Annotated in this window: 27 protein-coding genes; 7 read left to right on the top strand and 20 right to left on the bottom strand. The window is 29.3% G+C overall.

Annotated features, from left to right (window positions below; genetic code table 11):
• Window positions 1–6 precede the first annotated feature (6 nt).
• The 3 genes from KGF41_RS05520 to treB all read right to left on the bottom strand — a co-directional run bounded on the left by KGF41_RS05520 (window position 7) and on the right by treB (window position 4,145).
• Window positions 7–1,098: a radical SAM/SPASM domain-containing protein gene (locus KGF41_RS05520; RefSeq protein ID WP_227827572.1), complete on the bottom strand. Its 1,092-nt coding sequence runs from the start codon at window positions 1,096–1,098 to the stop codon at window positions 7–9.
• Between the two features lie 137 nt (window positions 1,099–1,235).
• Entirely contained in the window at window positions 1,236–2,699 is a 1,464-nt protein-coding gene (locus KGF41_RS05515; protein WP_227827573.1) for a sulfatase, read from the bottom strand.
• Window positions 2,700–2,720: 21 nt separating this feature from the next.
• Window positions 2,721–4,145, bottom strand: coding sequence for a PTS trehalose transporter subunit IIBC (gene treB / locus KGF41_RS05510; protein ID WP_227856435.1), 1,425 nt, complete (start codon window positions 4,143–4,145; stop codon window positions 2,721–2,723).
• 176 nt (window positions 4,146–4,321) lie between these two features.
• On the opposite strand from treB, the gene treR reads away from it, so the two are divergent.
• Entirely contained in the window at window positions 4,322–5,044 is a 723-nt protein-coding gene (gene treR, locus KGF41_RS05505) for a trehalose operon repressor (protein WP_227827575.1), read from the top strand.
• Between the two features lie 245 nt (window positions 5,045–5,289).
• On the opposite strand, the gene scfA is transcribed toward treR, so the two are convergent.
• The 11 genes from scfA to KGF41_RS05455 form a co-directional block, all read right to left on the bottom strand.
• The gene (gene scfA, locus KGF41_RS05500) at window positions 5,290–5,433 is read right to left on the bottom strand and encodes a six-cysteine ranthipeptide SCIFF (RefSeq protein ID WP_009891067.1); all 144 of its coding nucleotides are present in this window, start codon (window positions 5,431–5,433) and stop codon (window positions 5,290–5,292) included.
• Between the two features lie 65 nt (window positions 5,434–5,498).
• Window positions 5,499–5,861, bottom strand: a complete 363-nt coding sequence (locus KGF41_RS05495) for a TIGR04086 family membrane protein (protein WP_227827576.1) — start codon at window positions 5,859–5,861, stop codon at window positions 5,499–5,501.
• Window positions 5,862–5,918: 57 nt separating this feature from the next.
• The gene (gene yajC, locus KGF41_RS05490; protein WP_227827577.1) at window positions 5,919–6,212 is read right to left on the bottom strand and encodes a preprotein translocase subunit YajC; all 294 of its coding nucleotides are present in this window, start codon (window positions 6,210–6,212) and stop codon (window positions 5,919–5,921) included.
• A gap of 133 nt (window positions 6,213–6,345) precedes the next feature.
• The gene (gene tgt, locus KGF41_RS05485; protein WP_227850215.1) at window positions 6,346–7,467 is read right to left on the bottom strand and encodes a tRNA guanosine(34) transglycosylase Tgt; all 1,122 of its coding nucleotides are present in this window, start codon (window positions 7,465–7,467) and stop codon (window positions 6,346–6,348) included.
• A 78-nt stretch (window positions 7,468–7,545) separates the two neighbouring features.
• A complete protein-coding gene (locus tag KGF41_RS05480) occupies window positions 7,546–8,031 on the bottom strand; it encodes a phosphate-starvation-inducible PsiE family protein (RefSeq protein WP_227482100.1) in 486 nt (161 codons plus the stop codon).
• A gap of 11 nt (window positions 8,032–8,042) precedes the next feature.
• Window positions 8,043–9,068, bottom strand: coding sequence for a tRNA preQ1(34) S-adenosylmethionine ribosyltransferase-isomerase QueA (gene queA / locus KGF41_RS05475; protein WP_227827579.1), 1,026 nt, complete (start codon window positions 9,066–9,068; stop codon window positions 8,043–8,045).
• 100 nt (window positions 9,069–9,168) lie between these two features.
• Window positions 9,169–9,297, bottom strand: a complete 129-nt coding sequence (locus KGF41_RS20850; RefSeq protein ID WP_255611334.1) for a hypothetical protein — start codon at window positions 9,295–9,297, stop codon at window positions 9,169–9,171.
• A gap of 86 nt (window positions 9,298–9,383) precedes the next feature.
• A complete protein-coding gene (gene ruvB / locus KGF41_RS05470; protein ID WP_227827580.1) occupies window positions 9,384–10,403 on the bottom strand; it encodes a Holliday junction branch migration DNA helicase RuvB in 1,020 nt (339 codons plus the stop codon).
• A gap of 72 nt (window positions 10,404–10,475) precedes the next feature.
• On the bottom strand, window positions 10,476–11,078 hold the full coding sequence (gene ruvA, locus KGF41_RS05465) for a Holliday junction branch migration protein RuvA (RefSeq protein WP_227827581.1): 603 nt from the start codon (window positions 11,076–11,078) through the stop codon (window positions 10,476–10,478).
• Complete coding sequence (gene ruvC / locus KGF41_RS05460; protein ID WP_227827582.1) at window positions 11,071–11,580, bottom strand: crossover junction endodeoxyribonuclease RuvC; 510 nt, start codon at window positions 11,578–11,580, stop codon at window positions 11,071–11,073. The genes ruvA and ruvC overlap by 8 nt, the downstream gene beginning before the upstream one ends.
• 239 nt (window positions 11,581–11,819) lie before the next feature.
• On the bottom strand, window positions 11,820–12,449 hold the full coding sequence (locus KGF41_RS05455) for a hypothetical protein (protein ID WP_227827583.1): 630 nt from the start codon (window positions 12,447–12,449) through the stop codon (window positions 11,820–11,822).
• 202 nt (window positions 12,450–12,651) lie between these two features.
• Here KGF41_RS05455 and KGF41_RS05450 point away from each other — a divergent pair, with 202 nt between their 5' ends.
• Together KGF41_RS05450 and KGF41_RS05445 are read left to right on the top strand one after the other, a co-directional pair.
• The gene (locus tag KGF41_RS05450) at window positions 12,652–12,975 is read left to right on the top strand and encodes a DUF1540 domain-containing protein (RefSeq protein ID WP_227827584.1); all 324 of its coding nucleotides are present in this window, start codon (window positions 12,652–12,654) and stop codon (window positions 12,973–12,975) included.
• A gap of 285 nt (window positions 12,976–13,260) precedes the next feature.
• On the top strand, window positions 13,261–14,112 hold the full coding sequence (locus KGF41_RS05445) for a putative ABC transporter permease (protein WP_227827585.1): 852 nt from the start codon (window positions 13,261–13,263) through the stop codon (window positions 14,110–14,112).
• 120 nt (window positions 14,113–14,232) lie between these two features.
• Here KGF41_RS05445 and KGF41_RS05440 read toward each other — a convergent pair whose 3' ends face one another.
• The 3 genes from KGF41_RS05440 to garR all read right to left on the bottom strand — a co-directional run bounded on the left by KGF41_RS05440 (window position 14,233) and on the right by garR (window position 18,148).
• Window positions 14,233–15,669: a four-carbon acid sugar kinase family protein gene (locus KGF41_RS05440; RefSeq protein ID WP_227850216.1), complete on the bottom strand. Its 1,437-nt coding sequence runs from the start codon at window positions 15,667–15,669 to the stop codon at window positions 14,233–14,235.
• Window positions 15,670–15,727: 58 nt separating this feature from the next.
• Window positions 15,728–17,110, bottom strand: a complete 1,383-nt coding sequence (locus KGF41_RS05435; protein ID WP_227856434.1) for a GntP family permease — start codon at window positions 17,108–17,110, stop codon at window positions 15,728–15,730.
• A gap of 147 nt (window positions 17,111–17,257) precedes the next feature.
• Window positions 17,258–18,148 (bottom strand): 2-hydroxy-3-oxopropionate reductase, encoded by an 891-nt coding sequence (gene garR / locus KGF41_RS05430; protein WP_227856433.1) that lies wholly within the window; start codon window positions 18,146–18,148, stop codon window positions 17,258–17,260.
• Between the two features lie 409 nt (window positions 18,149–18,557).
• On the opposite strand from garR, the gene KGF41_RS05425 reads away from it, so the two are divergent.
• The 3 genes from KGF41_RS05425 (at window position 18,558) to KGF41_RS05415 (ending at window position 20,450) form a co-directional block, all read left to right on the top strand.
• A complete protein-coding gene (locus KGF41_RS05425) occupies window positions 18,558–19,229 on the top strand; it encodes a GntR family transcriptional regulator (protein ID WP_227827589.1) in 672 nt (223 codons plus the stop codon).
• Window positions 19,230–19,329: 100 nt separating this feature from the next.
• Window positions 19,330–19,878 (top strand): hypothetical protein, encoded by a 549-nt coding sequence (locus KGF41_RS05420; RefSeq protein WP_227827590.1) that lies wholly within the window; start codon window positions 19,330–19,332, stop codon window positions 19,876–19,878.
• Between the two features lie 263 nt (window positions 19,879–20,141).
• Window positions 20,142–20,450 carry a hypothetical protein gene (locus KGF41_RS05415; protein ID WP_227827591.1) on the top strand — a complete coding sequence of 103 codons (309 nt, stop codon included), beginning with the start codon at window positions 20,142–20,144 and terminating at the stop codon, window positions 20,448–20,450.
• A gap of 143 nt (window positions 20,451–20,593) precedes the next feature.
• On the opposite strand, the gene KGF41_RS05410 is transcribed toward KGF41_RS05415, so the two are convergent.
• The 3 genes from KGF41_RS05410 to KGF41_RS05400 all read right to left on the bottom strand — a co-directional run bounded on the left by KGF41_RS05410 (window position 20,594) and on the right by KGF41_RS05400 (window position 24,895).
• Entirely contained in the window at window positions 20,594–22,384 is a 1,791-nt protein-coding gene (locus tag KGF41_RS05410) for an ABC transporter ATP-binding protein (protein WP_227842567.1), read from the bottom strand.
• A complete protein-coding gene (locus KGF41_RS05405; protein WP_227856432.1) occupies window positions 22,384–24,111 on the bottom strand; it encodes an ABC transporter ATP-binding protein in 1,728 nt (575 codons plus the stop codon). The genes KGF41_RS05410 and KGF41_RS05405 overlap by 1 nt, the downstream gene beginning before the upstream one ends.
• 247 nt (window positions 24,112–24,358) lie before the next feature.
• Window positions 24,359–24,895, bottom strand: a complete 537-nt coding sequence (locus KGF41_RS05400) for a dihydrofolate reductase family protein (protein ID WP_227827594.1) — start codon at window positions 24,893–24,895, stop codon at window positions 24,359–24,361.
• Window positions 24,896–25,235: 340 nt separating this feature from the next.
• On the opposite strand from KGF41_RS05400, the gene KGF41_RS05395 reads away from it, so the two are divergent.
• Window positions 25,236–26,348: an alanine racemase gene (locus KGF41_RS05395; RefSeq protein ID WP_227827595.1), complete on the top strand. Its 1,113-nt coding sequence runs from the start codon at window positions 25,236–25,238 to the stop codon at window positions 26,346–26,348.
• Window positions 26,349–26,474: the final 126 nt, after the last annotated feature.

The raw sequence follows: 26,474 nt of genomic DNA, 5'->3' as shown, positions 1-26,474 counted from the left end.
TTTGTATTAGATAATACGATTTAGTGAATTTAAGATATATGCTAAAACATCGTTATATCCACAGTATGTATTATCCTTATTTATGTACATAGATTTTTGCATTCTTTTACATCCTCCATTACATAATCTGACATATTCACAATTTTTACAGATTTGCGTGAGTTCTTCTTTATTATTAATAAATTGTTGTGCCTTTTTATTATTGAATATCTCTTTAAGAGAATCTTTAGTTATATCTCCTATCTTATATTCATCTAACACATAAAAATCACATGGATATACCCCACCATCAGCTTCTATAACATACTGTATTTGACACTGTCCCGACATGCCACATGTTCCTGTTCTACCTCTTGTTAATAAATTAGCTATATTATCAATTAGTCCAATACTAATATAATTTCCTTTTTTATATTCTTCTTCCCATAATGGGTATATTTGTTTGTAAAAACTTGAAAATCTTTCAGGTTTTAATGCATGTTTTGACTCATTTGAACAATCTAAATCATTTAGACATGGTATAAATTGAATATATTTAATATTATTATCAATAATAAACGAGAATACTTTTTTAGGATATCTCGCAATATTATTAGTCAAAACACATAATATATTGTAGTCAATAGAATTTTTATCAAACATCTCCTTTGTTTTAATAACTTGATTAAATGTTCCTTTTTGATTAGCATCAACCCTATTTTCATTATGATTATTTGACATGCAATCAATAGATAGTCCCACAATAAATCTATTTTCTTTTAAAAATTGACACCACTCCTCATTAATTAAAGTTCCATTTGTTTGAATAACATATTGAACTTTAACCTTACTATTTTTAGTATTTACATATTCAACAAATAATCTAAAAAAGTCTATCCCAGCAAGAGTTGGTTCGCCTCCTTGAAAGGCGAATGTGATAATGTCATTCTCTTCTAGATCTCTATATACATTATCAATTAATTTTTTCATTGTACTATCATTCATTATTCCATAAGATTTAATTTTTCTTGCATCGCTTACATCAGCATAAAAACAATACTTGCATCTTAAATTGCATAATGATGATGCTGGTTTTATAAGTACTGATAAATGCTTCATATATTGTTCTACCCCCTCTTTTTCATCTATACTAATTTTAATATCATAAAATTTACTATAATTATTAAATTGCCTCTATATTAAATTAACTAAAATAGTTAATCACAATATAAAGGCGATTTATTTATCTACATATGTTACACTAATTCATAAGGATGTCTACGCTTTAATTCTTCTACCGCATCTCCACCACGACCTGTTACCTCTAACCTTTTTATGTATTCTTTTAAATGACCTTTGGCATGATGTGGACCACCTTCTCTTATTACAGTCCACAATGGATCTACTTGATTATCCATTGTCATCATCATTTCATCATGCCAATTACTCAATCTATAAACTGCTTCCTTACAAATCTCCGGATGCTCTTTTGCTATATTGTTAGTTTCATATGGATCTTTTTCTAGATCAAATAACATTTCTTTAGGGAATAGATAATATCCATCATGGTATGTTCTTATGTACATATAGTTCTCAAAACGAACTGCTCTCTGACAAACATGAGCCATTTGCCCTATTATCAATTCATCATGCCCTGTTTCAATATCTTCAAATATACTTGATGCATAACTTTCACCATCCCATATACATGGTTTGTCAACATCTACTATATCAGCTACTGTTGGGCATAAGTCAAGGTTATAGTGAAGACCTTTATCCTCCACACCTTTTCTAGAACCAGGCCATTTAATAATCATTGGAATATTCGTTGTTGCCTTATCAGCAGTAGCATGCTCTGCATAAATAGCAAGTTCTCCTAAATTCTCTCCATGGTCAGCAGTTACTATAATCGCTGTATCCTCATAGATACCATTTTCTTTTAGCTTTTCTATTATTTTACCAACATGATAGTCTGCATAATGAATACCAATGTCATATCCATCAATAAATGTTCTTAAATCCTCAAAGTTTGTTAATTTACCAAGTGCTCTTGGCATTTCTGGCTTTGGATTGTCATGGTAAGAATATAGTTCTTGTGATGTATGGGGCCCAACAGCCTTCATATGTTTCTCTAATAGTTCCTCTGTATAAAAATCTTTTAATGGTTCATTTTCAAAAGGATTTCCATACTCACTAGGTGCTCTATATGGTGTATGTGGATCCCAATAGTTCACATATAAAAACCAGTCATCATCATCTGCATTTCTATCTAACCAAGCTTGTATTGTTGGACTTATTTCTTCTGCTGACGCTCTTCCTCTTCTACCAGTATTGTATATTTCATCAAAACCAGCGTAGAATGACCAAGTTGAATGTCTCTCACCAAATGGGCTTATTAATGCTGTTTTCATTCCTTTTTTCCTAAATATTGCTGGTAAGCATTCTTTAGAAAGTCTGTCTTCCATATCTCTATTAATACCTTCGTATCTGAAATCGGCTGCAACACCGCCATGATTAACTACTCCAGTATGTATGCCAAAACGTCCAGTCATTAAAGCTGTTCTTGATGGTAAACATGGTGCGTCTGAACAGTGATAGTTGCTAAATCTTACACCCTCACTAGCTATTTCATCAATATTCGGTGATGTATTTCTATGATACCCATAGCACCCTAAATGATCTGGTCTTAATGAATCGATATCTATTAATAATACTCTCATGTCTAATTCTCCTTATTCCTCTTAACTATTTAATACCTCTGTAAATTCAAGTTCTCCTGATAATTCTTTCTTTTTATATACTGCTGCTGTAAGGAAGAATGGCACTATTATAGCTACAACCATCGCACCTGTAAATATCAGCCAATACTGAGGTTGGATACTTAAAATTGCAGGTAAACCTCCAACACCTATACTATTTGCCATTGTTCCAAAAGCATTGGCTACAGCACAAGCACATGCTGCACCTATCATAGAACAATAGAATGGGAACTTGTATCTTAAATTTACTCCATACATTGCTGGTTCAGTAACACCCAGGTATCCTGATATTGTTGATGGAATAGATATTTCTCTTTCTTCTGTGTTTTTATTCATAACTGCAATAGCTAAACTAGATGATGCTTGTGCAATATTACTTAGCGCTACTAGTGGGAATAATGGTGTAGCACCTAAAGTTGCTATAAGCTGTAAATTTACTGCATTAAATACATAATGTACCCCTGTAATTACAATAGGTGCATATAATAATCCAAACAAGAACGCAAATATTATACTATATGGACCTGTAATTGCAGAACCAACCATATTCCCTATACCATCACCAATAAAACGTCCTACTGGTCCAATAAATGCATGTGCTAATATTACTGATGTTAATAATGTTATAAACGGAACAAAAATCATTGATATAACACTTGGTATAACCTTTTTTAATCCTATTTCCATATAGCTCATTGTCAGAGCTGCTAATACTGCTGGAATAACTTGACTTTGATATCCTACTCTAGCTAGTTGAACAAATCCAAAATCCCAATATAATAATTCACCTGTAGCTAATTGAGCTGGTGGTAATAATTGAGGTGATATTAATGTTAATCCTAATACTATACCTAGTATTTGACTTGTACCCATCTTCTTAGATACTGACCATGTAATACCTACTGGTAAGAAGTGGAATATAGCTTGGGCTGGTAACCATAAAAACTGATACACACCATTCCAAAATACACTTTTTGAAGCTAATGTAGCCCCTCCAAACTGTATATCTCCAATAATATTTCTAAATCCTAATATTAGACCACCTGCTATTATAGCTGGTAATAATGGTATGAATATTTCAGCTAATGAACCTAGTAATCTTTGGAATAAATTTTTTTTAGAACTGTCATTTTTTGATGCTGACTTATGATTTGGATTCATTTTATTTACGTCAATAAATTTTTTGTATACTTTTTCTACCTCTGGCCCTATTACTACTTGAAATTGACCACCATTATGAAGACAACCTTTTACAAATTTAAATTCTTTAATCTTATCTTTGTTAACAATTGATTCATCTTTAAGTACGAATCTTAGTCTTGTTACACAATGTGTAACAGAAATTATATTACTTTCCCCTCCAACATAATCATGAAGTTGCTTTAGTTGAGTATCTGTATGCTTCATATTTCTCCCCCTAAGATAATTATAGTTCAAAAACATCTTAATCTAGTATATACCAGTTGGTATATACTAATTATATACGTTTTCCCGAAGCTGTACAACTATTTTTTTTGTAAATATTGTAATTATTTAGTATACTATATAATGTAAATTAAGGTAGTAGAGAGGTGAATAGAAATATGAACAAGTATTTTTCTATATATACGGACTTAAAAGAACAAATAATTGATGGTGATTATCCTGTAAGAAGTTATTTGCCAAGTGAACAAACTTTAGCTGAGAATTATGATACATCAAGGGAAACGGTTAGAAAGGCACTTAGATTATTATCGGATGAGGGGTATATACAAAAAAAACCACGTAAGGGAAATATGATTATAGATGCAAAAAAATTTGTACTATCTGCATCAAATCTATCTAGCTATAAAGAATTTGCAGAATCTCAAAGCGAACTCGAAATCGAAAGCTCAACCATTGTCCTTGATTTTAATACAATTCCATGTCCTCAATTCTTAAAGGATAGATTTGAGACAAAAAAATTACCAGAAATTCATTATATTTTAAGGCAGCGTAAAATAAATAATGAAACTATAATCCTTGATAAAGATTATTTAGTAAGAAACATAGTTCCTAATTTAACAAAAGATATAGCAGAGGATTCTCTATATGATTATATAGAAAAAAAATTACGCTTAAATTTAAGCTATGCTCGAAAAGAAATTACTGTTGAACCTGTAACTAAAGAGGACAAACAGTATATGGATTTAAATGGTGATACTCATGTTGTAGTTATACGAAGCGAAGTATACCTTGAAGATACACGATTTATCCAGCATACTGAATCTCGACATAGAATTGATAAATTTAGAATTGTGGAGTTTGCCAGAAGAAGAAGTACTTAGATAAAATACAAAAAATTAGGAAGTATATCAAAATAGTCAATTATTTTGATATACTTCTCATCCCTTGTATGTATATATTCCTTATTATTTCAACAGAGCTTAGTGATGAATTACATCATGGGTGTTATTTTAAGGAAGGTTTCATTCGCGCAGATGGAGACAAAAAAAATAAAAAAGGATACCTCATTAATGATAAAAGAACCATTTTGAGATACCCTCTTACAAACAACTAAATCAATACTTTTCTATCTTTCACACTCTTGATTTGCAACTGTACAAGAAGTCTTACAAGCTGATTGACAAGAAGTTTGACACTCTCCACATCCACCTTTTGCAGCACTTTGCTTTAAAGTAGCTTGAGATAAAGTTTTTACATGTTTATTTTCCATTTTCAACGCCTCCATTTCTAATTGTTTCCTATTGATTATATCACAAAACCACTTTAATATAAACTCTATTTAAAGTTGACACCCAATACGCCTCCAATACCTCCTGCTGCTGATATAAGCAATAACTTATAAATCATTCCTACTTCAAATACGAAGCTCTCTTGTGCTAAAAACACAGTCAAAAAAATACACACTATGTACAAAAGTCCAACTAAAAGCCCATACATAAGTCCCTTTTCTTGCATGTGTTTTGAAGTGTAAAAACCGCCTATAGCTGCAGAAATAGTAGTTATAAATGATGCAACCATAGTTATATTATCTCCACCAATATCTGTAAATGTCAAAAATAAGTTATACACTAATAAAACAGCCAAAGTTATTATATATGCATATCCCAAACCTTTAAAAATATAATTAGATTTTCCCATAAAAAAACCTCCTCTCAAATTAATATATATTCGAGAAAAGGCTTTTAAATTACTATTTTACTGTTCTTCTATTTCTTCTTTTCTAGATTGAACTGTACCTATAGCCCATTTTTCAAATGGAACTTTAGTTCTATTTGGTCCTAATTCTAATATTACAACATCATCTTCAACTTTAGCTACATTAGCTACTATTCCACCTATTGTAATGACTTTGTCTCCTACACCTAGGCTACTTCTCATTTCTTTTAATTGTTTGTCTTTTTTCTTTTGAGGTCTAATCATTAGGAAATAAAAGATTGCTATTACTACTATCCATAGACCTACACTCATCATTATTTGTTGCTGTGGCATTAATTTTTCACTCCTTTGTAAATTATACTCTTTTGTAAATCATAATAAATGTTTATATAACAATTTACTTTCTTTAGCTTTGAGTACTATTGAATATTATATATTAAAATGATTATAATTAATAGTGCAAAACCTATATTTCATACCCATATTTTGCAAAAAATTCATTTCTAAAATCAAGTAATCTATCTTCCATTATCGCTTGTCTTATTTGTTTCATTAAATTTAGTAAAAAGTGAAGATTATGAGTAGTTATCAATCTTGCACCCAATATTTCATTTGCTTTTACAAGATGTCTTATATAAGCTCTTGAATAATTTTTGCAAGCGTAACAATCACATTCAGGGTCAAGTGGAGTAAAGTCTTCAGCATAAGTTGCATTTCTAACCACTACTTTACCTTGACTAGTCATTGCAGTTCCATTTCTAGCTATACGAGTAGGTAAAACGCAGTCAAACATATCTACTCCTCTTATAACACCTTCTACCAAATCATCTGGACTACCAACTCCCATTAAGTATCTTGGTTTGTCCTTTGGCATAAATGGAGTTGTGTGTTCTAGTACATCGTACATAAGTGGTTTTGGTTCTCCAACACTAAGTCCACCAATTGCATATCCAGGTAAATCAATACTTGTTATTTCTTTTGCTGATTGCTCTCTTAAATCTTTATACATTCCACCTTGTATTATACCAAATAAAGCTTGCTTGTCTGTATTATTATGGGCATCTTTACATCTTTTTAACCATCTTGTTGTTCTTTCTAATGAATTCTTTACATACTCTCTATCTGCTGGGTATGGTGCACATTCATCAAATGCCATCATTATGTCTGAACCTAACGCATTTTGTATTTCCATAGCTTTTTCTGGAGTTAAAAAATGTTTTGAACCATCTAGATGTGACCTAAATTCTACGCCTTCTTCTTTTATCTTTCTCAAAGGCCCTAAGCTAAATACTTGAAATCCTCCACTGTCTGTAAGTATTGGCTTATCCCAGTTCATAAACTTATGAAGTCCACCAGCTTTTTTTATAAGTTCATGTCCTGGTCTCATATATAGATGATAAGTGTTGCTAAGTATTATTTGTGAACCAATCTCTTTTAATTCTTCTGGTGTCATAGATTTTACTGTTGCTTGAGTCCCAACAGGCATAAATATTGGTGTTTCTATAATTCCATGTGGTGTGTGTAATCTTCCAAGCCTTGCACCACTTTGTTTACAAGTTTTTATCAGTTCATATCTTACTGCGTACATAAATTTCTCCTTAATAATTTTTATTTCTAGTTATTCCATAATATATATTTTTACTAATCTAAACATCTAATATATTTTCTAAATAGATTTATCTTTATCTTCTTTGCTTTGTTGTTCTTTGATTGCTTCTTCATCATGGATACTCGTTATATTAAGAGCACTCTTGTCTTTTGTTACTAAAAACTTTTTTATAGCAAATAGTCCTGCAATAGCTATAACTCCAATTAAAACATCTATCATCCCTTCATTTTTAGGAAGTAATAACATTTTTCTGGCTATAGCATATAGTAGTGCCTCAATAAATGCTCCTGGTATGTGAAGTGATAGCATTACTACAAGCTCAACACCTATCACTAAAAGTAATATTTGTGCTAAGAAATCATTAAGCTGACTGTATTGTACTGGATTTTGAAAATCAACTATATATGCTCCCCACATAAGTCTTAATACATCTATTGTACCTAAAAATACTGCTATCAGAACTACTACTGCTAATACACGTTCAAATATAAAAGCAATCTTTAATATAGGGTTATTCTTTTTTTGTTTTTGTAAACTATGCATCTATTACCTCCCTACTTTATAATCATAGCATCTCCAAAACTGAAGAATCTATATCTTTCTTTTACTGCTTCATTATATGCATTTAATACATTATCTTTTCCACAAATAGCACTTACTAACATGATTAAGGTAGACTCTGGTAGATGGAAATTAGTTATAAGTCTATCCAAAACCTTAAATTTATAACTTGGATATATAAATATGTCTGTCCAACCACTAGTTTCTTTCATCTTGCCATTTTCATCACAAGCTGATTCTATAGTCCTACAACTAGTAGTTCCAACACATACTACATTGTTCCCACTTTCTTTTGCTCTGTTTATTTTGTCAGCTGCATCTTGACTGACCATATAATATTCTGAATGCATCTTATGATTTAAAACATCATCTACTTTTACTGGCCTAAAAGTACCTAAACCAACGTGTAAAGTTATAAATGCTATATCTACACCTTTTTCTTTTATTTCATTTAATAATTCTTCTGTAAAGTGTAGACCTGCTGTAGGTGCCGCTGCTGAGCCATTATGTTTTGAATAAACAGTTTGGTATCTTTCTTTTTCCTCTAATCTAGCAGTTATATATGGAGGAAGTGGCATATTTCCAAGCTCATCTAAAATCTCCTCGAAAATTCCATCATAATGAAACTTTATAATTCTTGAACCTTCATCTGATAAATCTACAACTTCTCCAATCAATTTTCCATTTCCAAAGGAAAACTTAGTTCCTACTTTTGCTCTTTTACCTGGTTTTACTAAAGCTTGCCAAGTATCTTCTTCTGTTCTTTTTAATAATAAAAATTCAATTTTTCCACCAGTCTCAAGTTTTTCCCCTATTAATCTAGCAGGTATAACTCTAGTGTTATTTAAAACTAAACAGTCTCCTGGATTTAAATATTCTATTATGTCTCTAAATACTTTATGCTCAATTTCTCCTGTTTCTTTATCTAATACCATCAATCTTGAACTAGCTCTGTCTTCTATAGGAACTTGAGCTATAAGTTCCTGTGGTAAATCAAATTTAAAATCACTTGTTTTCAATGTCAAACTTCCTCTCTTAAAATTTCTCTAGCTACAATAATATCAAAAAAACAACTTATTTTCTACAATATTACCAGAATATATCAATAAATCCCTATTTTTAAGATACAGTATATCCACAATATATAGATATTTTTCCACGATATGCACGTCTTATCCACAATATATAGATACAGTACACACATTTTTCCTTGTATTTATCCACAGTATCTACAGATATAATTACCATTTTGTGGATATGTTTGAATTTTTACCCATTTTAGAAATATTTTAATTTAATGATTATTTGTTTAATTAATACCTCTTTTTGTATTTTTATCTATCACTAGGATAAGGTATTTTTAAATGTTCATAGGCTAGGGGCATGGCTACTCTACCTCTAGGTCCTCTATTTATAAACCCTAGTTGAAGCAAATATGGCTCATACACATCTTCTATTGTATTTCTATCTTCACCAATTGAAGCTGCTAATGTATCAAGACCTACCGGGCCACCCCTAAATTTTTCTATTATAGTCATAAGAAGCTTTTCATCCACAAAATCAAGACCTAAATTATCAACTCCCAAAAGTTCAAGAGCATCCTTTGCAACTTCATCAGTTATCCTTCCATCAGCTCTAACCTGTGCAAAATCTCTAACTCTTTTTAGTAATCTATTTGCTATTCTTGGAGTCCCTCTTGAACGTTTTGCAAGCTCTAAAGCTCCTTGAGATTGTATTTCTGCATCTAAAATATTTGATGACCTAAGCACTATTTTTGAAAGTTCATCAACTGTATAATAATCTAATTTACAAATAACACCAAATCTATCTCTAAGTGGATTTGTAAGCATACCAGCTCTTGTAGTAGCTCCAATAAGTGTAAACTTAGGAAGGTCAAGCCTTATACTTCTTGCAGATGGTCCTTTTCCAATTATTATATCTAAACAAAAATCTTCCATTGCTGGATACAAGACTTCTTCAACACTCCTATTGATTCTATGTATCTCATCTATAAATAAAACATCATTTTCATTCAAATTTGTAAGTATAGCTGCTAAGTCCCCTGCTCTTTCTATTGCGGGTCCTGATGTAATCCTCAAATTTACTCCCATCTCATTAGCTATTATACTCGCTAGCGTAGTTTTTCCAAGCCCTGGTGGTCCATATAAAAGTACATGGTCTAACTGCTCATTTCTTGATTTTGCTGCCTCTATAAATATACTAAGTTGCTCTTTGGATTTTTCTTGACCTAAATAATCTTCTAGTGTCTTTGGTCTTAAACTATTTTCTATATCTATATCTTCCATCTTCATGGTAGATGTTATTATCCTATTTTCATCTTCAAAATCTTGCATCTATACCCCTCCTTCCATAATTTTGGAAATCTACTTTATTTTAAATATTATTTTACATTTACAAATTAAATGCTATTTCATAGATTTACTCATTATATATGTAAGTGCTTTTTTTATAATGTCTTCTGTATTCATCCCATCTTTTTTACATTTTTGAACTGCCTCTTTTGATTCTGCTAAGGTATATCCCAAAGCTACAAGTGCATCTATAGATTCATCTTGAGATATTAAAGTAGGTTTTTGTGATAATAATGTTGGTTCAAATTCTATATTATTTTTATCCACTTTATCCTTAAGTTCTAAAACAATTCTCTCTGCTGTCTTTTTACCAACGCCTGGAGCCTTAGATAGTTTCCCAACATCTTCGCTCAAAATATAAGCTCCTAGTTGTGCTGGTGATGCAAATGATAGTATTGAAAGCCCCACCTTAGGCCCTATTTTTGACACAGATGTAAGCAATTCAAACATCTTTAATTCTTCCCTACTTGCAAAACCACAAAGACTCATATCATCTTCTCTTACTATTAGTTTAGTATATATTTTTGCAGTATTTCCTATTTGCAAATTCATTATTGTATTGGATGACACATTTATCTTATATCCTATATCATTGTTTTCAACAACTATACTGTCTATATATATCTCTTCTACTGTACCTTTTATATAACTATACATACTTCCCACCTATATTCTTTAGAGTTTTTTCAAGTTTATTTGAATGAGCATGGCAAATAGCCACAGCTAGAGCATCTGCAACATCATCTGGTTTTGGAACTTTTTTTAAACTTAAAAATGAGGTTACCATCTGTTGAACTTGTGCTTTATCTGCTCTACCATATCCAACTACACCTTGTTTTACTTGAAGTGGAGTGTATTCATATATTGGTTTACCATTATGTGCACAAGCAAGCATAGTAACTCCTCTAGCCTGTGCTACTGTTATAGCAGTTTTTACATTCTTGTTAAAGAATAGTTCTTCCATTCCAACTTCATCTATATTGTAATTCTTTACTATTGTATCAATTCCTTTATATACGAGTTCTAACCTCTTAGAGATATCCATATGCGCAGGTGTTGTTACTGCTCCATAATCTATTACTTTAAATTTACTATTTTTATATTCAATTATACCATATCCAACTATGGCTATACCTGGGTCAATCCCCAATATCATCATTTTAAAAAATTCCTCCTAAAAATAAAAGAAATACCAAAATGTATTTCTCATAAAAACTTATGTTCTAAATCATTATACCATAAATAATATTAACAAATAATAAAATGGTTTATGTTAAATATAAAATCAAATAAAAAAGTTATATCAAAGCAAACTTCTCACTTCAATATAACTTTTATATTTAGTACAAATAAATTATTGTATTTTAATAGGCATTAAATATAGTTTAAATCTTAATATTAACTTGCAAAATCTTCTAATCTTGAATAGGCATCTTCCTCTGTATCCATAACTACACCTTTTTTAAGTTCATCTTGAACGGTCTTAGGAAGTGAATCTACTCTTATTTTTGTTTTTTCTACTAATGTTTTATTTCCACTATCATCGTATTTATACAATGCTATATTTCCATTATCATTTTCAATTGTATATTTACCTTTTATAGTATTGTTCATTGCTTGTACATCTTTATTATCACTGTTTTTAGATTCTACCAATATGATTTCATTTTTATCCATACTCTTTATTTTTTTAGTTGGATATTCTTGTTTAAAATATGATACTATTTCTGATTTTGTCTTATCTAATAATGACTCTGGAACTACTCCAGCCATTGTAAGTACTCTCTTATAGTTAGTTTCGTTTTCGCCTTCGCCTTGAAGCCAAACTTCGCAGTTTTTATTTAATCCAAAAGCTTCTTTTGATTCTTCACTCATATTCGCACTAGTACTTACAACTTTACCAGTTTGAACTCCATTGTTTTTTAATTTTGTTCCTATATAAACTCCACTACTTAATACAAAGACTCCTACTAGTACTAATGCAGATATTTTCCAAGGAAATAATTCTTTTTTCTTCTTTTCAAACATTGATTACGCCTCCTTTTTCTATTATTTTCTCCAAGCTGTAAGTTTTTATACAGTTTAGGTAAATTTTAGAAGAAAATATATCTGTATTTCAAATTATTCTAAAAATAGATATTTTCTAAAAGGAAATTTTCTCTTAAATGTTATATTCTTGCAATTATATGGACATAATTTATAATAAATAATAGTTTAGGAGGTAATAACTTTGGAAAGAATCAATTGTAATGTAACTAACTGCTCACATAATAACAGCCATATATGTTATGCAGATAAAATTTTTATAAATGGTGAACAAGCTCATAATGATAGACATACTTGCTGTAGTTCGTTTTTAGATGAGTCTATTTATAGTAATCTATCTAACAATGTTAACAATAGAAATTGTGAAGAATTAGTTTGTAGTGTCAAGACTTGTAAGTACAATAAAGATGGTAGCTTATGTAATCTTGATAATATATTAGTCGCTCCTGAAACTGATAGAGTAAATCTTTACACTGAAACATGTTGTTCTAGTTTTAAATGTAAATAAGTAAAATATAAATAATATAAGGGTGTCAAAGTTAATCAAAGCAATATACTGTAGAGTATCTACAGGTATTAGTTCGATTATACTTGACACCCTTATTTATTTTAAATAAAATCTCATTGCTATAGTTCTGCATATAATATTATAATTGTAATTAAATTTGATAAATTTCTATAAATTGGTATAATCAATATGTAAATTAAGTTTAAGGTGATATAGTTAATTATGAAAGAAAATATCAGATATATAGTATTATATAATGTTATATTAACTAGAAATGAGGTATTTATGAGTACATTTTATATTCAATTTCTTTATTTTGTAATTTATAGTTTTATAGGATGGTGTTGTGAGACTACATATTGTTCTGTTTTGCAAAAACAATTTGTAAATAGAGGTTTTTTAAATGGACCCTTTTGTCCTATATATGGATTTGGAGCACTAGCAATAGTAGCTACACTGACTCCTTTTGTTCATAATATTCCCTTATTATTTGTATTTAGTATAATTATAACCAGCATAATGGAGTATTTTACAAGTTTTGTATTAGAAAAACTATTTAATATGAAGTGGTGGGATTATTCCAATCACAAGTTCAACATTCATGGAAGAGTTTGCTTAGAAAATTCACTTATGTTTGGTGTATTATCATTAATTGTAATGCTGATAATACATCCTATTGTAGTTGATTTCATAGATTATATTCCTAAAAATATACTATTTATTCTTGGTATATCTATAGAAATTTATTTTGTTTTAGATTTAATAATTACAGTACACACAATTTTACAATTAAATGGTAAATTAAAACAAATCCATCTTATAATTAAGGAATTAAAAGATAAAAAAGAATACTACAAAATCATTACACAAGAAACTATTGAGAATAAGCTTGAGACTTTGGTTGAAAATAGACTTGAGACTTTAGAGGATAGATTTGAAATATTAAAAGAAAGAGAAAATTATCGTTATGCTAAAAACAGAATTGAAGAACTTAAAAACAAACTTAATACTCTACTATCTAGCCACAAATTGCTTCATAGACGTATTATTAAAGCGTTCCCTAATATAAGCTCTAATAAGCATAAAGATATTTTAAATAAAATCAAAGAAGATATTAAATCAATCAAAAAAAAATAAATAATCTAAATCATATGCCATATTGTAATATAAATATTTATAAATACAAATAAGAGGCTGTCTCAAAATAGAGATAAGCCTCTTTTTCATTGTTGAAATGATGAAATAAAAGATTTTCTTCTAACCCATTAATACTTCAACAGCTTCTCTAAGTGTGCTAACTTCTCCAACATTGCCAGGGAAAATTATATATGGCATATTAGGAAATTTACTTTCTTCTCCTGTCATCCATACTGGTATACCAGGTTTTATTTGACCCATTACAGTAGCTTTTTTTACTTTTAGTGCCTTAGTTCCAACATCACTAGATGTAATTCCACCTTTTGCTATAATAAAATTTGGTCTTACATTAAGCATACCAACTATACTAGTCACAGCATCTGAAATTTCTACAGAAACCATAAGTTGTTTATCTTTATCATTCGTATCTAAATCAAAACGCTCACGTCTAGTATACACAGCAACAGTCTTTCCATTAGTTATTTTCTCTTCTACAACTTGTATAACTCTTTTTACTTCATTTTTCAAGCCATTTTCCTGCAAAACTAAATGTTGATTAAACTCTATAAATTCTATAGGATGCTTACAATTTTTAAGTTCTTCTAGTTGCTGAGTAGTTTTATTTACATGTGAACCAACAAGTATAATACCTCCATTAGTATTATCTTTTAATACTAATTCCTCTTTAGTAAGTAATTCCTTATCACTTACCCCACCAAGTACCTTTGTTATAGCAGCAGCGCTTCTAAATATAAATTCTTTACCACTATTTACTGCACGTATAAACGCAATTGTAAATACCTTTACATCTACATAATCTATTGCATTTACAATGATTTTGTTGAAGTTCTTAGCCATTTTAAGCTTTTCTGTTATACTATCAATATTTAGACTTCTAAGTTCCTCTAATGAAACGTATATCATATCACTAGATTTATATTCTCCATTTGTTTTTTCTTCACACCATTCTCCTATATCAGAAGATTTATAACCAAAGGATTTATCTTTTGCAAATTCAGTCATTCCCGCTGGTACAAGCATCTCTCCTTCTTTTACATAATGTACATTGTCTATGGTAAATCTTCCACCTTCTTTGAAAAATGGCATTATTATTTCACCATCAAATAGTTTCCCTGATAATTTTTCCACCTCATTTTTCAACAAATTAGTTTCAAGAGGATAATGTCCCCTCATTGTTGAATCACTTCGGCTTATAATAATAAAATCTTGATTAACTTTTTGAGAAATATCCACAATATTTTTTGAAATTTCCTTATGCACTTCTGTTGTTTGAGCAACTGTAAATCCCCTTGAGTTAGTAAGTATAAAAAACATACTATTTTCTTCATCAAAGCCTTGTTCTATGCTACTCTTATCCCAATCAGTATATACAGAAACATCATGAACTGTTTGTACTCCAGTTGGGTCATCATCTAATACAATAATCTTTCTATTTAAATTTTTAAGTTCATTTACAAGTAATTTATTTAATTTATCTTCATCTACGGTCTTAAAAGTATCAAGTATATCTATGTTAATTGAATTGACTTCTCTCACTAAAAATCCCCCTTTATGTAATTTATTATAGTATGCTTATGTTTAATATTTATATTTTTTATAAACCTGGAAGTGGTACAATACCGTTTATAACACTAAGTAATAAAACCATTATAAATGCTGTAACACCAGCAATTGTACCTCCTATTGTCCATGAATTTAAAGTATCCTTAACTGACAAGCCACTAAATCTTGAAAGTACCCAGAATCCAGAATCGTTTGGAAGAGAGAAACCAACACCACCAGCACATATAGCAAGCCCTACTAAAACTGGTGACATACCAGTTGCTAAAATAGTAGGTCCTAAAATTGATGATGTAGTCACTAGTGCTACAGTAGCAGAACCCTGAGAAATTCTAAGCAATGCACTTAATAAGAATCCAAGTACCACAACTGATATACTAAGTCCAGACATAGTGTCAACTAAGAAGTTTCCTATTCCACTAGCATTTATAACACTACCAAATGCTCCTCCTGAGCCTGTTATTAATAATATCAATCCTGCTGAATCAGCAGCTTCAATAACAACATCTCCCATAGGCTTACTTATGTACTTCTTCAAAAATACTATTGCTACCAATATCCCAAGCAATATTGCTATATTCTTATCCCCTATAAATGCAAGTATTCCACTCATTTTAGAACCTTTTTCTAAAAACATACTAAATACGTTTGATACAAGTATAAGAAGTATTGGAAATAATAAAGAAAACATAGAAACTCCAAAACCTGGCACTTTATCAGAGTTATCATTTTCAAGTTCAATACTCTCTTTTCCTTGTTCTAAATTTTTTTCTTTATTATTTTCGTCAATTGCATAATCTGGATACTTTTCAAAACGTTTTCCATAAATCCATCCTCCTAAAAGAGCTGCTGGAAATGCAACAATTATGGAATAAAGTATAAAACTGCCTACATTTGCATTTACATTTGCTGCAACAGCTAAAGGCCCTGGTGTTGGTATTACAAGTGCATGACCTACTATTGTACCAACTCCTAATGCACACACAAAAACCATAAGAGATTTCTTGGTTACTCTTGAAACATATTTAATTATAGGCATCATTATAACAAATGCTGCATCCATAAACACTGGAATTGAAATTAAAAATCCTGCTGTAGTTATAGCTAATGCACTATTTTTTTCTCCAGTTCTAGCCAGCAATCCCTTTGCAATAGATTCTGTTGCTCTTGATTCTGAAAGTATATTTCCAAATATTATTCCAAGCCCAATTACAATACCAATACTACCTAATGTACTTCCAAATCCAGTTGATATTGTAGTTGAAATTTCATTTATAGGCATCTTAACCATAAATCCTGTAATTATAGATGTTATAAGCAAAGCCAAAAATGGATTTACTTTAAACTTAATAATCGACACAAGCAAAATTCCTATAGATATAATAAATGCTATCAAAAGTCCATATCCTGTAATCATAATCTTTTCCCCTTTATAATTTACTTTATTATCTCTTAACCTTATTTTTTCTTTTATTATGATACCGTAACTCTATTGTCTTTGTATAATATAATCTAAATCTAATTTTAATAATACATACCTACTATCCCATCAATATATTTGCCATTAGTTATTGTGTTTTTTTATTTCAACACCTGCTAATTTTTCAAAATATTGAGCTATTCCACCATGGTCATCTTCTAAATGTCCATGTACTTTTAATGTTTGCATAATTTCTAATAGCTGACTTGTCATAGGTAGTGGCACATCCAAATTGTGTGCTGTCTGCATTACATTTTTTATATCTTTTAGATTGATAGATATTTTTCCACCTGGTTTAAAATCACGATTCATAATCATTGGTATTTTTGCATCCAATATTGTACTGCCAGCTAGACCTCCTCTTATTGCCTTGTACACTTTTTCTGGGTCTGCTCCTGCTTTGGCTGCAAGTACAAATGCTTCAGATACTGCTGCTATTGTAAGATTAACTATTACTTGATTTGTAAGTTTTGTAACACTTCCACTGCCATTGTCTCCAATTAAAATAGATGAACTTCCCATTATATTAAAAAATGGCTCTACTTTTTTATATACTTCTTCTTTACCACCAGCCATAAAAGCAAGTGTTCCATCAATTGCTTTTGGTTCACCTCCACTTACTGGTGAATCTATAAATTCTAAGTTCATTTGCTTTAATTTTTCTGCACATGACATAGATTCTGTGGGAGTAACTGAACTCATATCTACAATTATACTGCCCTCTTTTAAAGTATTTGTTAAACCATCAGCTCCAAATAATATATCTTGAACAATGGCTCCATTTGGAAGTATTGTAAATACAATTTCACACTCTTCACCTATTTCTGAAAGACTTGCATATTTTGCACCATATGATACAAGCTCATCTACAACAGATTTATTAATATCATATACTAAAAGATTGCATCCACCTTTTATTAAATTCTTAGCCATTGGTTTTCCCATTATTCCTAATCCAATAAATCCTAACTTCATTATACACCCCTCCATATTTTCACATTTTTGAAAACGTTTTTTATGATTTAAAGTATACTACACACCAGTATACCGGTCAACATAAAATATAAAAGTATTTATTTTAACAATAAAGCATTCTTTTTAGCCTTCTATAATAGAATTCAACTCTTATTACCATATTTAATACACACTATTTATGTTAAATAATACACACTATTTCCATATTATATTTAATCGTACTTTATATTAATTATTTTTCTTTATATTAATTATTTTTATCAATAATTAAGTATCATTCAACTAAACCTTTATTTATATCGCCCAATATATAATTTAAATTTCAAAGGATTGACCTTAATTTTACTATGTTGTATTCTTAACATTATATAAGTTTTTGTATTTTCACATTGTTTAGGGGGTATAAAATATGGCTACATTTAAAAGATTACAAGAACAAGCATATGACTATTTAAAAGAATTAATACTATCTGGTGAAATAATAGAAAATGAAATATATTCTGAAACAAAACTTGCGAGTGAAATAGGTATCTCAAGAACGCCTATAAGAGATGCTCTTCAAAGACTCAGCCAAGATGGTTTTATAGATATAATTCCAAGTAAGGGTTTTAAAATTCATCAAATCACAGCTAATGAAATTGTAGAGATATTTCAAATACGCTCCGCAATAGAAGGGTTTTGCACTTTTTTAATTACAAGTCAATACAAAGAGCCTAGAGCAATTGAAACTATAGATAAATTAAAGTATCTTTTAGATAAACAAAAATACATTGTATCAAGTGATAAGAATTTAAATACATTTGCAGAATACGATACTCTATTTCACACAACAATCGTCTCATATGCTCAAAATACTGAATTTGATAAGATGTTCAACAGCTATATGTACAGAATAAAAAAATTAGCTCTTGATTCACTATCACATGAGGGAAGACTAGAAACAACATTAAAAGAACATACAGATATTTTTAATAATATATCTAACGGATGTACTGAAGATATTTATAAAACAACACTTATTCATATGGAAACTCCTAAATACATCAATTTAGAAGATTTTTGTAATAATAAATTATTTTAATAATCTATTTATATTTACTAAAATTTTATTTATCTTAAATCAATTTCTTATTTATAAAAAATACTCTATAATTATAGTGTAACTACTATTATTTTAAGGAGTGATTTTTTTGAACAAAGATACTGTAACTAATGAAACTATCGACAAAGATTATGCTATTGAAGAAGTTCGTATGGCCTGTAAACACTTTGGTGATTTATATTTTTATTTTACCAAAGTATTAGTTGAGGAATTTGGAAATGAAAAAACTGCTGAAATATTGAAAAAAGTTTTGTTTGAAAGATCAGAAGAAAGAGCTATTGCTATGAGAGAAAGAGCCAATGAAAATGGAGATGAATTGATTGCTGACAATATTGCTAGTATAACTGATGTCCCATTTTTAGGTTGGGTTCCTGAATTTGAAGAGTTACACTGTCCTTATGGAGCTTCCTGGCTTTCACGCTTTGAAGAAAATCCTTGGTTTAAGGAATTTGCATCCCTTTATTGTGATGTTACTGATACCACTGTTGCTGAGGTATTTACAGGAGATACATCACATAAAATAACAAAAAATATTCTATGGGGAGATAAAATTTGTGAGAGAATATATTTTCATGATGATAATATATCTCAAGGTAAATATACTTATGGAACCAGAAACTGCAAGTAAATAATTTAATTTTTCTATATTTTTATACTATATTTTGTACTTTTTCATATAAATATTATAACTAGTCTTTTATTTTACTTTTGTTTAACTTAAAGATAATTTACTTTTAACTTCTATGAATTATTATATAAGTAATAAAAAATTTATCTTTATAAAATTATAGTCTTTAGGCTTATAATTTACATAATATTTATGCTCTTTATAAAACTTTTTAGAAGCTTCTATTGTTATACTATAAAACTATCTTGAGAAAGGCTGATTAAATGTTTAATAAAATATATGAAAAAAAAGAATTTATAGTTTTTCAAGTTAAAAACGGTTATGTAGTTTATAATACTAGAAAGAATTTTGAAGAAGGTCATACACATTTAAAACATTTTGAAGCAGCAAAAACAGCTATTGACTTAGCTATAAACAAAAAAATTCCTCGAAGTAAAGACGGATATTATCTAACTAGTTTAATTCGCATAAGTGACGATTGTTATTACATCAATAAGTTAAGTGAGTTATTATATGTCAGAGAACAAAAAGGTAAAAAAGAAAAATACTGCAATTCTAGTTATCAGATATAACAAGATTAGTTGTCAAATATAAATATTTTAAGCTTAAAGCTAAAGAGTATCAGTAAGTTTATAAAAAAATAACTTTGCTGATACTCTTTTTAATTATAACATTAGTAATTTAAGTTATAGCTATTATATAAACACATATTTTTTTATTCAGATTCTGTATCTGCAAATTGGCTATTATAAAGCTTCTCATAAAATCCGCCTTTTTCCATTAATTCATCGTGATTACCTTGCTCTATAATACTTCCATTATTCATAACCAAAATCAAGTCAGCATTACGAATTGTAGAAAGTCTATGTGCTATAACAAAACTAGTTCTACCATTCATAAGATTTCTCATTGCCTTTTGAAGCATCAATTCTAACCTAGTATCAACAGAACTAGTAGCCTCATCTAATATCAATATCGAAGGGTCTGATATAAAGGCTCTAGCTATAGTTAAAAGTTGTTTTTCTCCAAGCGATATATTAGATGCTTCTTCATTTAAAAACATATTATATCCATCTGGAAGTGTAGTTATAAAGTGATGTACATTTGCTACTTTTGCTGCTTGTATAATTTCTTCCTTAGTAGCTCCAAATCTACCATATTCTATATTTTCAAAAATAGTACCATTAAATAGCCATGTATCTTGAAGTACCATCCCAAACATTGAACGTAAATCTTCACGTCTCATATCTCTAATATCTACTCCATCAACTTTAATAGCTCCTCCCTTTACATCATAAAATCTCATCAATAAGTTTATTAATGTTGTTTTACCTGCTCCAGTAGGGCCAACAATAGCTACCATTTGACCACTTTTTATTTCTACATTTAAATCTTCTATTAAAGTTTCACTTTCTCCATAGCCAAAATTTACATGTTCAAATGTGACATTTCCTTGTACATTTTCTATCTTAATTGGATTTTCAACATCAGGAATTTCCTCTTCTTCATCCAAAATTTCAAATACACGCTCTATTGCTGCAAAAGAAGATTGTATTACAGTTGATAATTGTGTCATCTGTGAAAGAGGCTGATTTATTTGCCATATGTAACGTACAAATGCTTGTAAATTTCCAACTGTTATCCCTCCACTCACTGCATATATAGAGCCAACTACTGCTACTGCTGCAATTCCAAAATAAGTTACTAATGAAACCATTGGATTCATCATACTTGATATAAACTGTGCCTTAAATCCATTTTCACAAAGTTCTTGATTTACTTTTTTAAATTCTTCTATAGAGTCTTCTTCTTTTCCATATAATTTTATTTCATTAAATCCAGTATACATCTCTTGTACTTTTCCATTTAATTTTCCAAGAGCATTTTGTTGTAATGAAAATCTATTTTGTGATTTTTTTACTATGAACTTAGATACAAAATAACTAATTGGAATTATAAAAAGAGCTATAAATGCCATATATACATTAATTGTAAACATCATGGAAATTGCCAAAATTATTACTAAAATTGAGTTGATAATTTGCATAAAGCTCTGCTGTAAAGCATTTGATATTGTATCTACATCATTTGATATACGGCTTAGTACATCTCCAAAACTATTGCTGTCAAAGTAACTAATAGGCAATTTTCTTATCTTATTTTCTACTTCATTTCTTAAGTCTCTCATTGTATTTTGAATAGCATTTGTAAGTAAAAAACTTGAAGCATACGTAAAAATTGCATTAGCAACATATATACATGCTAAGAGTGCCAAAATTTTTACTACATAGTTAAAATTCACAGATGCTCCTGGTATTCCTTTTGCTATACGAATTACATCTTTAGTTAATTGTGTTATTATTAATCCCTCTGTTTTAGGAGCAATTGCATTCATAGTAGCTGCTAAAATTATACATATAATAGCTATAATAAATGAAAATTTATATTGCTTTACAAATGGAAGAAGTCTACCAATTGTTTTTTTAAAACCTTTAGACTTTTTCATTATTCCAATTCCTCCTTTTTCAACTGAGATGTTGCAATTTCATAGTATATTTCACAATTTTTCAATAATTCTTTATGAGTTCCCATTCCAACAACTTTTCCTTCATTTAGTACTATAATTTTATCAGCATCAATAATTGAGCTAATTCTCTGTGCAACAATCAATACAATTGCATTTTTTGTTTCTTTTTTTAGCTTAGAACGAAGTATTGCATCAGTCTTAAAATCTAACGCAGAAAAGCTATCATCAAATATATATATTTCAGGCTTTCTTATAATAGCTCTGGCAATAGAAAGTCTTTGCTTTTGACCTCCAGATACATTAGATCCACCTTCACTAATTAATTCATCAAATTTTCTAGGTTTTTTTGATATAAACTCATATGCCTGTGCAACTTTGGCTGAATGTTCTAATTCTGATGTTCCTGCTTTATTTTTACCAAATCTAATATTATTTGCTATACTACCAGTAAAAAGCAATGCTTTCTGAGGTATAAATCCTATTTTTTTTCTTAAAGCCTTTAAGTCATATTCCCTTATATCTACTCCATTTATCTTAATGCTACCTTCTGTTACATCATAAAATCTAGGTATCAAGTTAATTAGAGTACTCTTTCCACTACCAGTACTACCTATAAAGGCAACTGTTTCACCTGTCTTTGCAGTAAACGAAATATCTTTAAGCACAGAGGCCTCTCCATCTGGATAAGTAAATGTTACATTGTCAAATTCTATAAGTCCTTTATTTTCAGTATCTTTTACTCCCTTTTTAGGATTTTTTATAAGTGGCTCTTCTTCTAAAATTTCTTTTATTCTATTTGCTGAAACTTCTGCTCTTGGATACATGATAAATACCATTGAAAAAAGCATAATTGAAAACATAGCATGGAAAAGATATTCCAAAAATGCAACTAATTGTCCAACTTGAATTTCTCCAATATTTATTTTCTCACTGGAAATCCAAAACACAGCTAAAACAGCTATATTTAATAGTAAAAAGAATGCGGGTTGAGTAATTGACATAAGTTTAAACAATTTTTTAGAAACATTAGCATAATATGTATTTGTTTCTTCAAATCTTTTTGTCTCATAGTCATCATTCCCAAATGCTCTGATTACCCTTATTCCAGTTAAATTTTCTCTTGATATAAGGTTTAGTTTATCCAGTCCTTTTTGTTGTTTGGATGATATTGATTGAGAAACTTTTGCTATTATTGCTACTCCAATAATTATAAAAGGCACTGATATAGCTAATACCAAGGAAAGCTCTACACTTGTTCTAATTGTCATGATTATACTTATAATAAACATGACTGGAGTTAATAAAGCTGTTCTAAGAAGTATATTTACAAATTGTTGAATTTGAAATGCATCATTTGTAGTTCTTGTAATCATTGAAGAAATCCCAAATTTATTGTATTCAGTGTGTGAAAACTCTTGAGATTTTTTAAATATATCATTTCTTATATCTCTAGTTACTCCTGTTGATATTTTTGCAGAACAATAACCCAATAATACACTACCTACAACTCCTATAATAGAAATAACAACTATTACTATTCCCATTTGTTTTATGTAAGTTGTGTTTTGATTTGCAATACCATTATCAATTATTTTAGCTATTATTGTTGGTATACCTAATTCAACTAATGCAAAACTAAATATAGCCAGTATATTTAATCCTATTAATAACTTATAATTTTTTAAATAATTTAAAATTAATTTCATATTCTACTCCTTTCTAAATTTTTGAGACAGTGTAATTATTATGTAATAATACCAAGCTTATGAATACTTGCTTTTATAAAAAAAGGAGAAAAGAGTTAGTGCACTCTCTTCTCCAGCATATTCTTTCTAATACACCCTCCGATAAGTCGCTTATATGTTACCATATTTGACAAGTAATGTCAATTCATATATAATTTAAGTTTTTAAATACTTTATTTTATAAAATGATAACAAGCCAGCACATACTTTATACTTGTTTTTTACTATATTCTAATTTTACAAGTTGTTCTAAATTACTAACTTTTTTAAGATTTAAATTTGTTCTCTGTATTCCAGTTTTAAATAATGGAATTCCTCTACCTAATATTGTTGGCAATACATATACAAAATAATCATCAATTAGATTATCTTTTATAAATAATTCTACTATTTCACTTCCTCCAATTATCCAGATATCTTTTCCTTCTTTCTCTGCTCTAATTTGTTCAATTAGTTTTTTAGGTTCCAAATTTGTATACTTTACATTTTCAGTAACTCCACTAGTAGTCTTTGAATACACATAACATTCTTTCCCTTCATAAAACCATTCATTTGGGCTTAGTTCATTTATTATTTGTGTATATGTTGAATTTCCCATAATAACTGTACCAATTGTATCGTAAAAAGTATTATAGTCTTCTTGTTGAGAATCTGAAGCTACTTCATCTAAAAAAGCTACACTACCATCTTCTTCTGCTATATAACCATCTAAACTCATTGCAATATAAAGTACTACTTTTCTCATATTTATTACCTCCAAAATTTATAATATAAGTTTTTTATGCTAAAACAAAATTTTCACTCACTTAAAATACCCTATTAAATAAAACTCAAACAGTTTTAAGTAAAACCACAAAGTAAAACATTATTATATATACAGTTTAATAATCACATAATTTTACAGCTAATAAATATATTGAAAATTCTAATTAATCTAAATAAATATTGCTCTAAATTCATACTAGTTCTATAATATAATTAGAAGATATTTATATTATAGAACTAATCTTATCATAATATTTTATTAATATCATAAAATCAAGACCTATGATTGATTTTACTTTTATTGAAAGGTGGTAAACAACATGAAAATTTCAGAAATTGCTACACCAAGCTTTTTACTAGATTTAGACCAGTTAGAAGAAAATATAAATACAATACAACAAATTTGTACAAAGAACAACAAACAGCTTTGGCCTATGCTTAAAACGCATAAAAGCACATATATTGCAAAACTTCAAAAAGATGCAGGTGCTGCTGGATTTCTTGTTGGAACTCTTGATGAAGCTGAAGCTTTGATAAATGCTGGCTTTAAAGATATTATGTTGGCTTACCCTTACATGGGAGATGCAAATATAAACAGGGTAGTAACTATGGCTTCAAAAATAAATTTAATATGTGCTACAGATAATATAGAATGTGCAAAAGCTTACAGTAGGGCTTTTTCTCTAGCTAAAATTGAATGTAAACTACTTCTTATTGTAGATTGCGGATTACACCGTTTTGGTGTTGAACCAGAAAAAGTAGTCGAACTTGCTACTGAAATTTCAAAACTAGAAAGTATAAATATTGTTGGAATAAGCTCACATCCAGGTCAAGTATACGGTTGTAGTTCTCCAGAAGGTGTGCCAGATGTTTGTATTCAAGAAGATTCTACTATGGAGAAAGCATCTAAATTATTAACTGATAATGGCTTTAATATAGATATTGTAGCTTCTGGAAGCACTCCAACAGTTGAAACTGAGGCTGCTTCTAAAACTATCACTGCTGTAAGACCTGGAAACTATGTATATTATGATGCTATACAAATAGGTCTAGGATGTGCTACTGAAAAGATGTGTGCTCTTACTGTTGTATGTACTGTAATCTCAAAAAATAGTAATGGATATTATTTAGTTGATTGCGGAAGTAAATGTCTTGGATTAGATAAGGGTGCACATGGAAATAGTAGTATTGTTGGATATGGTAGAGTTTGTGAGCATCCAGAACTTACTATTGATTCACTTTCAGAAGAAGTTGGTAAAATTAAAGTAAATGGAGAAACTGATATAAAAATAGGTGATAGAATAAGAATTATACCTAATCACTCTTGTTCTACTGCAAACTTAACTAGTAATTTACTAGGCTTTAGAGGAGATACAATAGAAAAAGTCATTGAAGTAGATATACGCGAAAATTCAAAACATATTGTACTTTAAAAATACATTTATTTTGATATTAGCATGAAAGTATATTTAGTCTAAAATTAATGTTAATGTTGTAAAAAGAAAAATATAAATTCTAGAAATATAAATTTAAAAGAAGTTTACCAAAATAAATTTTTA

It is taken from the genome of Clostridioides sp. ZZV14-6150 (genome assembly GCF_020657875.1).
Lineage (GTDB): Bacteria > Bacillota > Clostridia > Peptostreptococcales > Peptostreptococcaceae > Clostridioides.
The sequence above is the reverse complement of the archived record's forward strand: the minus strand, read 5'-3'. Positions and strand labels throughout refer to the sequence as shown.

Bases quoted from the DNA above. Each gene is read 5' to 3' on its own strand.
- KGF41_RS05435 (WP_227856434.1), bottom strand. From the start codon at position 17,110: ATGATTACAGGATATGGACTTTTGATAGCATTTATTATATCTATAGGA.
- scfA (WP_009891067.1), bottom strand. From the start codon at position 5,433: ATGGAAAATAAACATGTAAAAACTTTATCTCAAGCTACTTTAAAGCAA.
- tgt (WP_227850215.1), bottom strand. From the start codon at position 7,467: ATGTACGCAGTAAGATATGAACTGATAAAAACTTGTAAACAAAGTGGT.
- treR (WP_227827575.1), top strand. From the start codon at position 4,322: ATGAACAAGTATTTTTCTATATATACGGACTTAAAAGAACAAATAATT.
- KGF41_RS05520 (WP_227827572.1), bottom strand. From the start codon at position 1,098: ATGAAGCATTTATCAGTACTTATAAAACCAGCATCATCATTATGCAAT.
- KGF41_RS05415 (WP_227827591.1), top strand. From the start codon at position 20,142: ATGTTTAATAAAATATATGAAAAAAAAGAATTTATAGTTTTTCAAGTT.
- KGF41_RS05495 (WP_227827576.1), bottom strand. From the start codon at position 5,861: ATGGGAAAATCTAATTATATTTTTAAAGGTTTGGGATATGCATATATA.
- KGF41_RS05455 (WP_227827583.1), bottom strand. From the start codon at position 12,449: ATGTTTGAAAAGAAGAAAAAAGAATTATTTCCTTGGAAAATATCTGCA.
- KGF41_RS20850 (WP_255611334.1), bottom strand. From the start codon at position 9,297: ATGGTAATTATATCTGTAGATACTGTGGATAAATACAAGGAAAAATGT.
- garR (WP_227856433.1), bottom strand. From the start codon at position 18,148: ATGAAGTTAGGATTTATTGGATTAGGAATAATGGGAAAACCAATGGCT.
- KGF41_RS05395 (WP_227827595.1), top strand. From the start codon at position 25,236: ATGAAAATTTCAGAAATTGCTACACCAAGCTTTTTACTAGATTTAGAC.
- ruvC (WP_227827582.1), bottom strand. From the start codon at position 11,580: ATGATGATATTGGGGATTGACCCAGGTATAGCCATAGTTGGATATGGT.
- KGF41_RS05480 (WP_227482100.1), bottom strand. From the start codon at position 8,031: ATGCATAGTTTACAAAAACAAAAAAAGAATAACCCTATATTAAAGATT.
- KGF41_RS05515 (WP_227827573.1), bottom strand. From the start codon at position 2,699: ATGAGAGTATTATTAATAGATATCGATTCATTAAGACCAGATCATTTA.
- ruvB (WP_227827580.1), bottom strand. From the start codon at position 10,403: ATGCAAGATTTTGAAGATGAAAATAGGATAATAACATCTACCATGAAG.
- KGF41_RS05425 (WP_227827589.1), top strand. From the start codon at position 18,558: ATGGCTACATTTAAAAGATTACAAGAACAAGCATATGACTATTTAAAA.
- KGF41_RS05400 (WP_227827594.1), bottom strand. From the start codon at position 24,895: ATGAGAAAAGTAGTACTTTATATTGCAATGAGTTTAGATGGTTATATA.
- KGF41_RS05405 (WP_227856432.1), bottom strand. From the start codon at position 24,111: ATGAAATTAATTTTAAATTATTTAAAAAATTATAAGTTATTAATAGGA.
- ruvA (WP_227827581.1), bottom strand. From the start codon at position 11,078: ATGTATAGTTATATAAAAGGTACAGTAGAAGAGATATATATAGACAGT.
- yajC (WP_227827577.1), bottom strand. From the start codon at position 6,212: ATGCCACAGCAACAAATAATGATGAGTGTAGGTCTATGGATAGTAGTA.
- KGF41_RS05445 (WP_227827585.1), top strand. From the start codon at position 13,261: ATGAGTACATTTTATATTCAATTTCTTTATTTTGTAATTTATAGTTTT.
- KGF41_RS05410 (WP_227842567.1), bottom strand. From the start codon at position 22,384: ATGAAAAAGTCTAAAGGTTTTAAAAAAACAATTGGTAGACTTCTTCCA.
- treB (WP_227856435.1), bottom strand. From the start codon at position 4,145: ATGAAGCATACAGATACTCAACTAAAGCAACTTCATGATTATGTTGGA.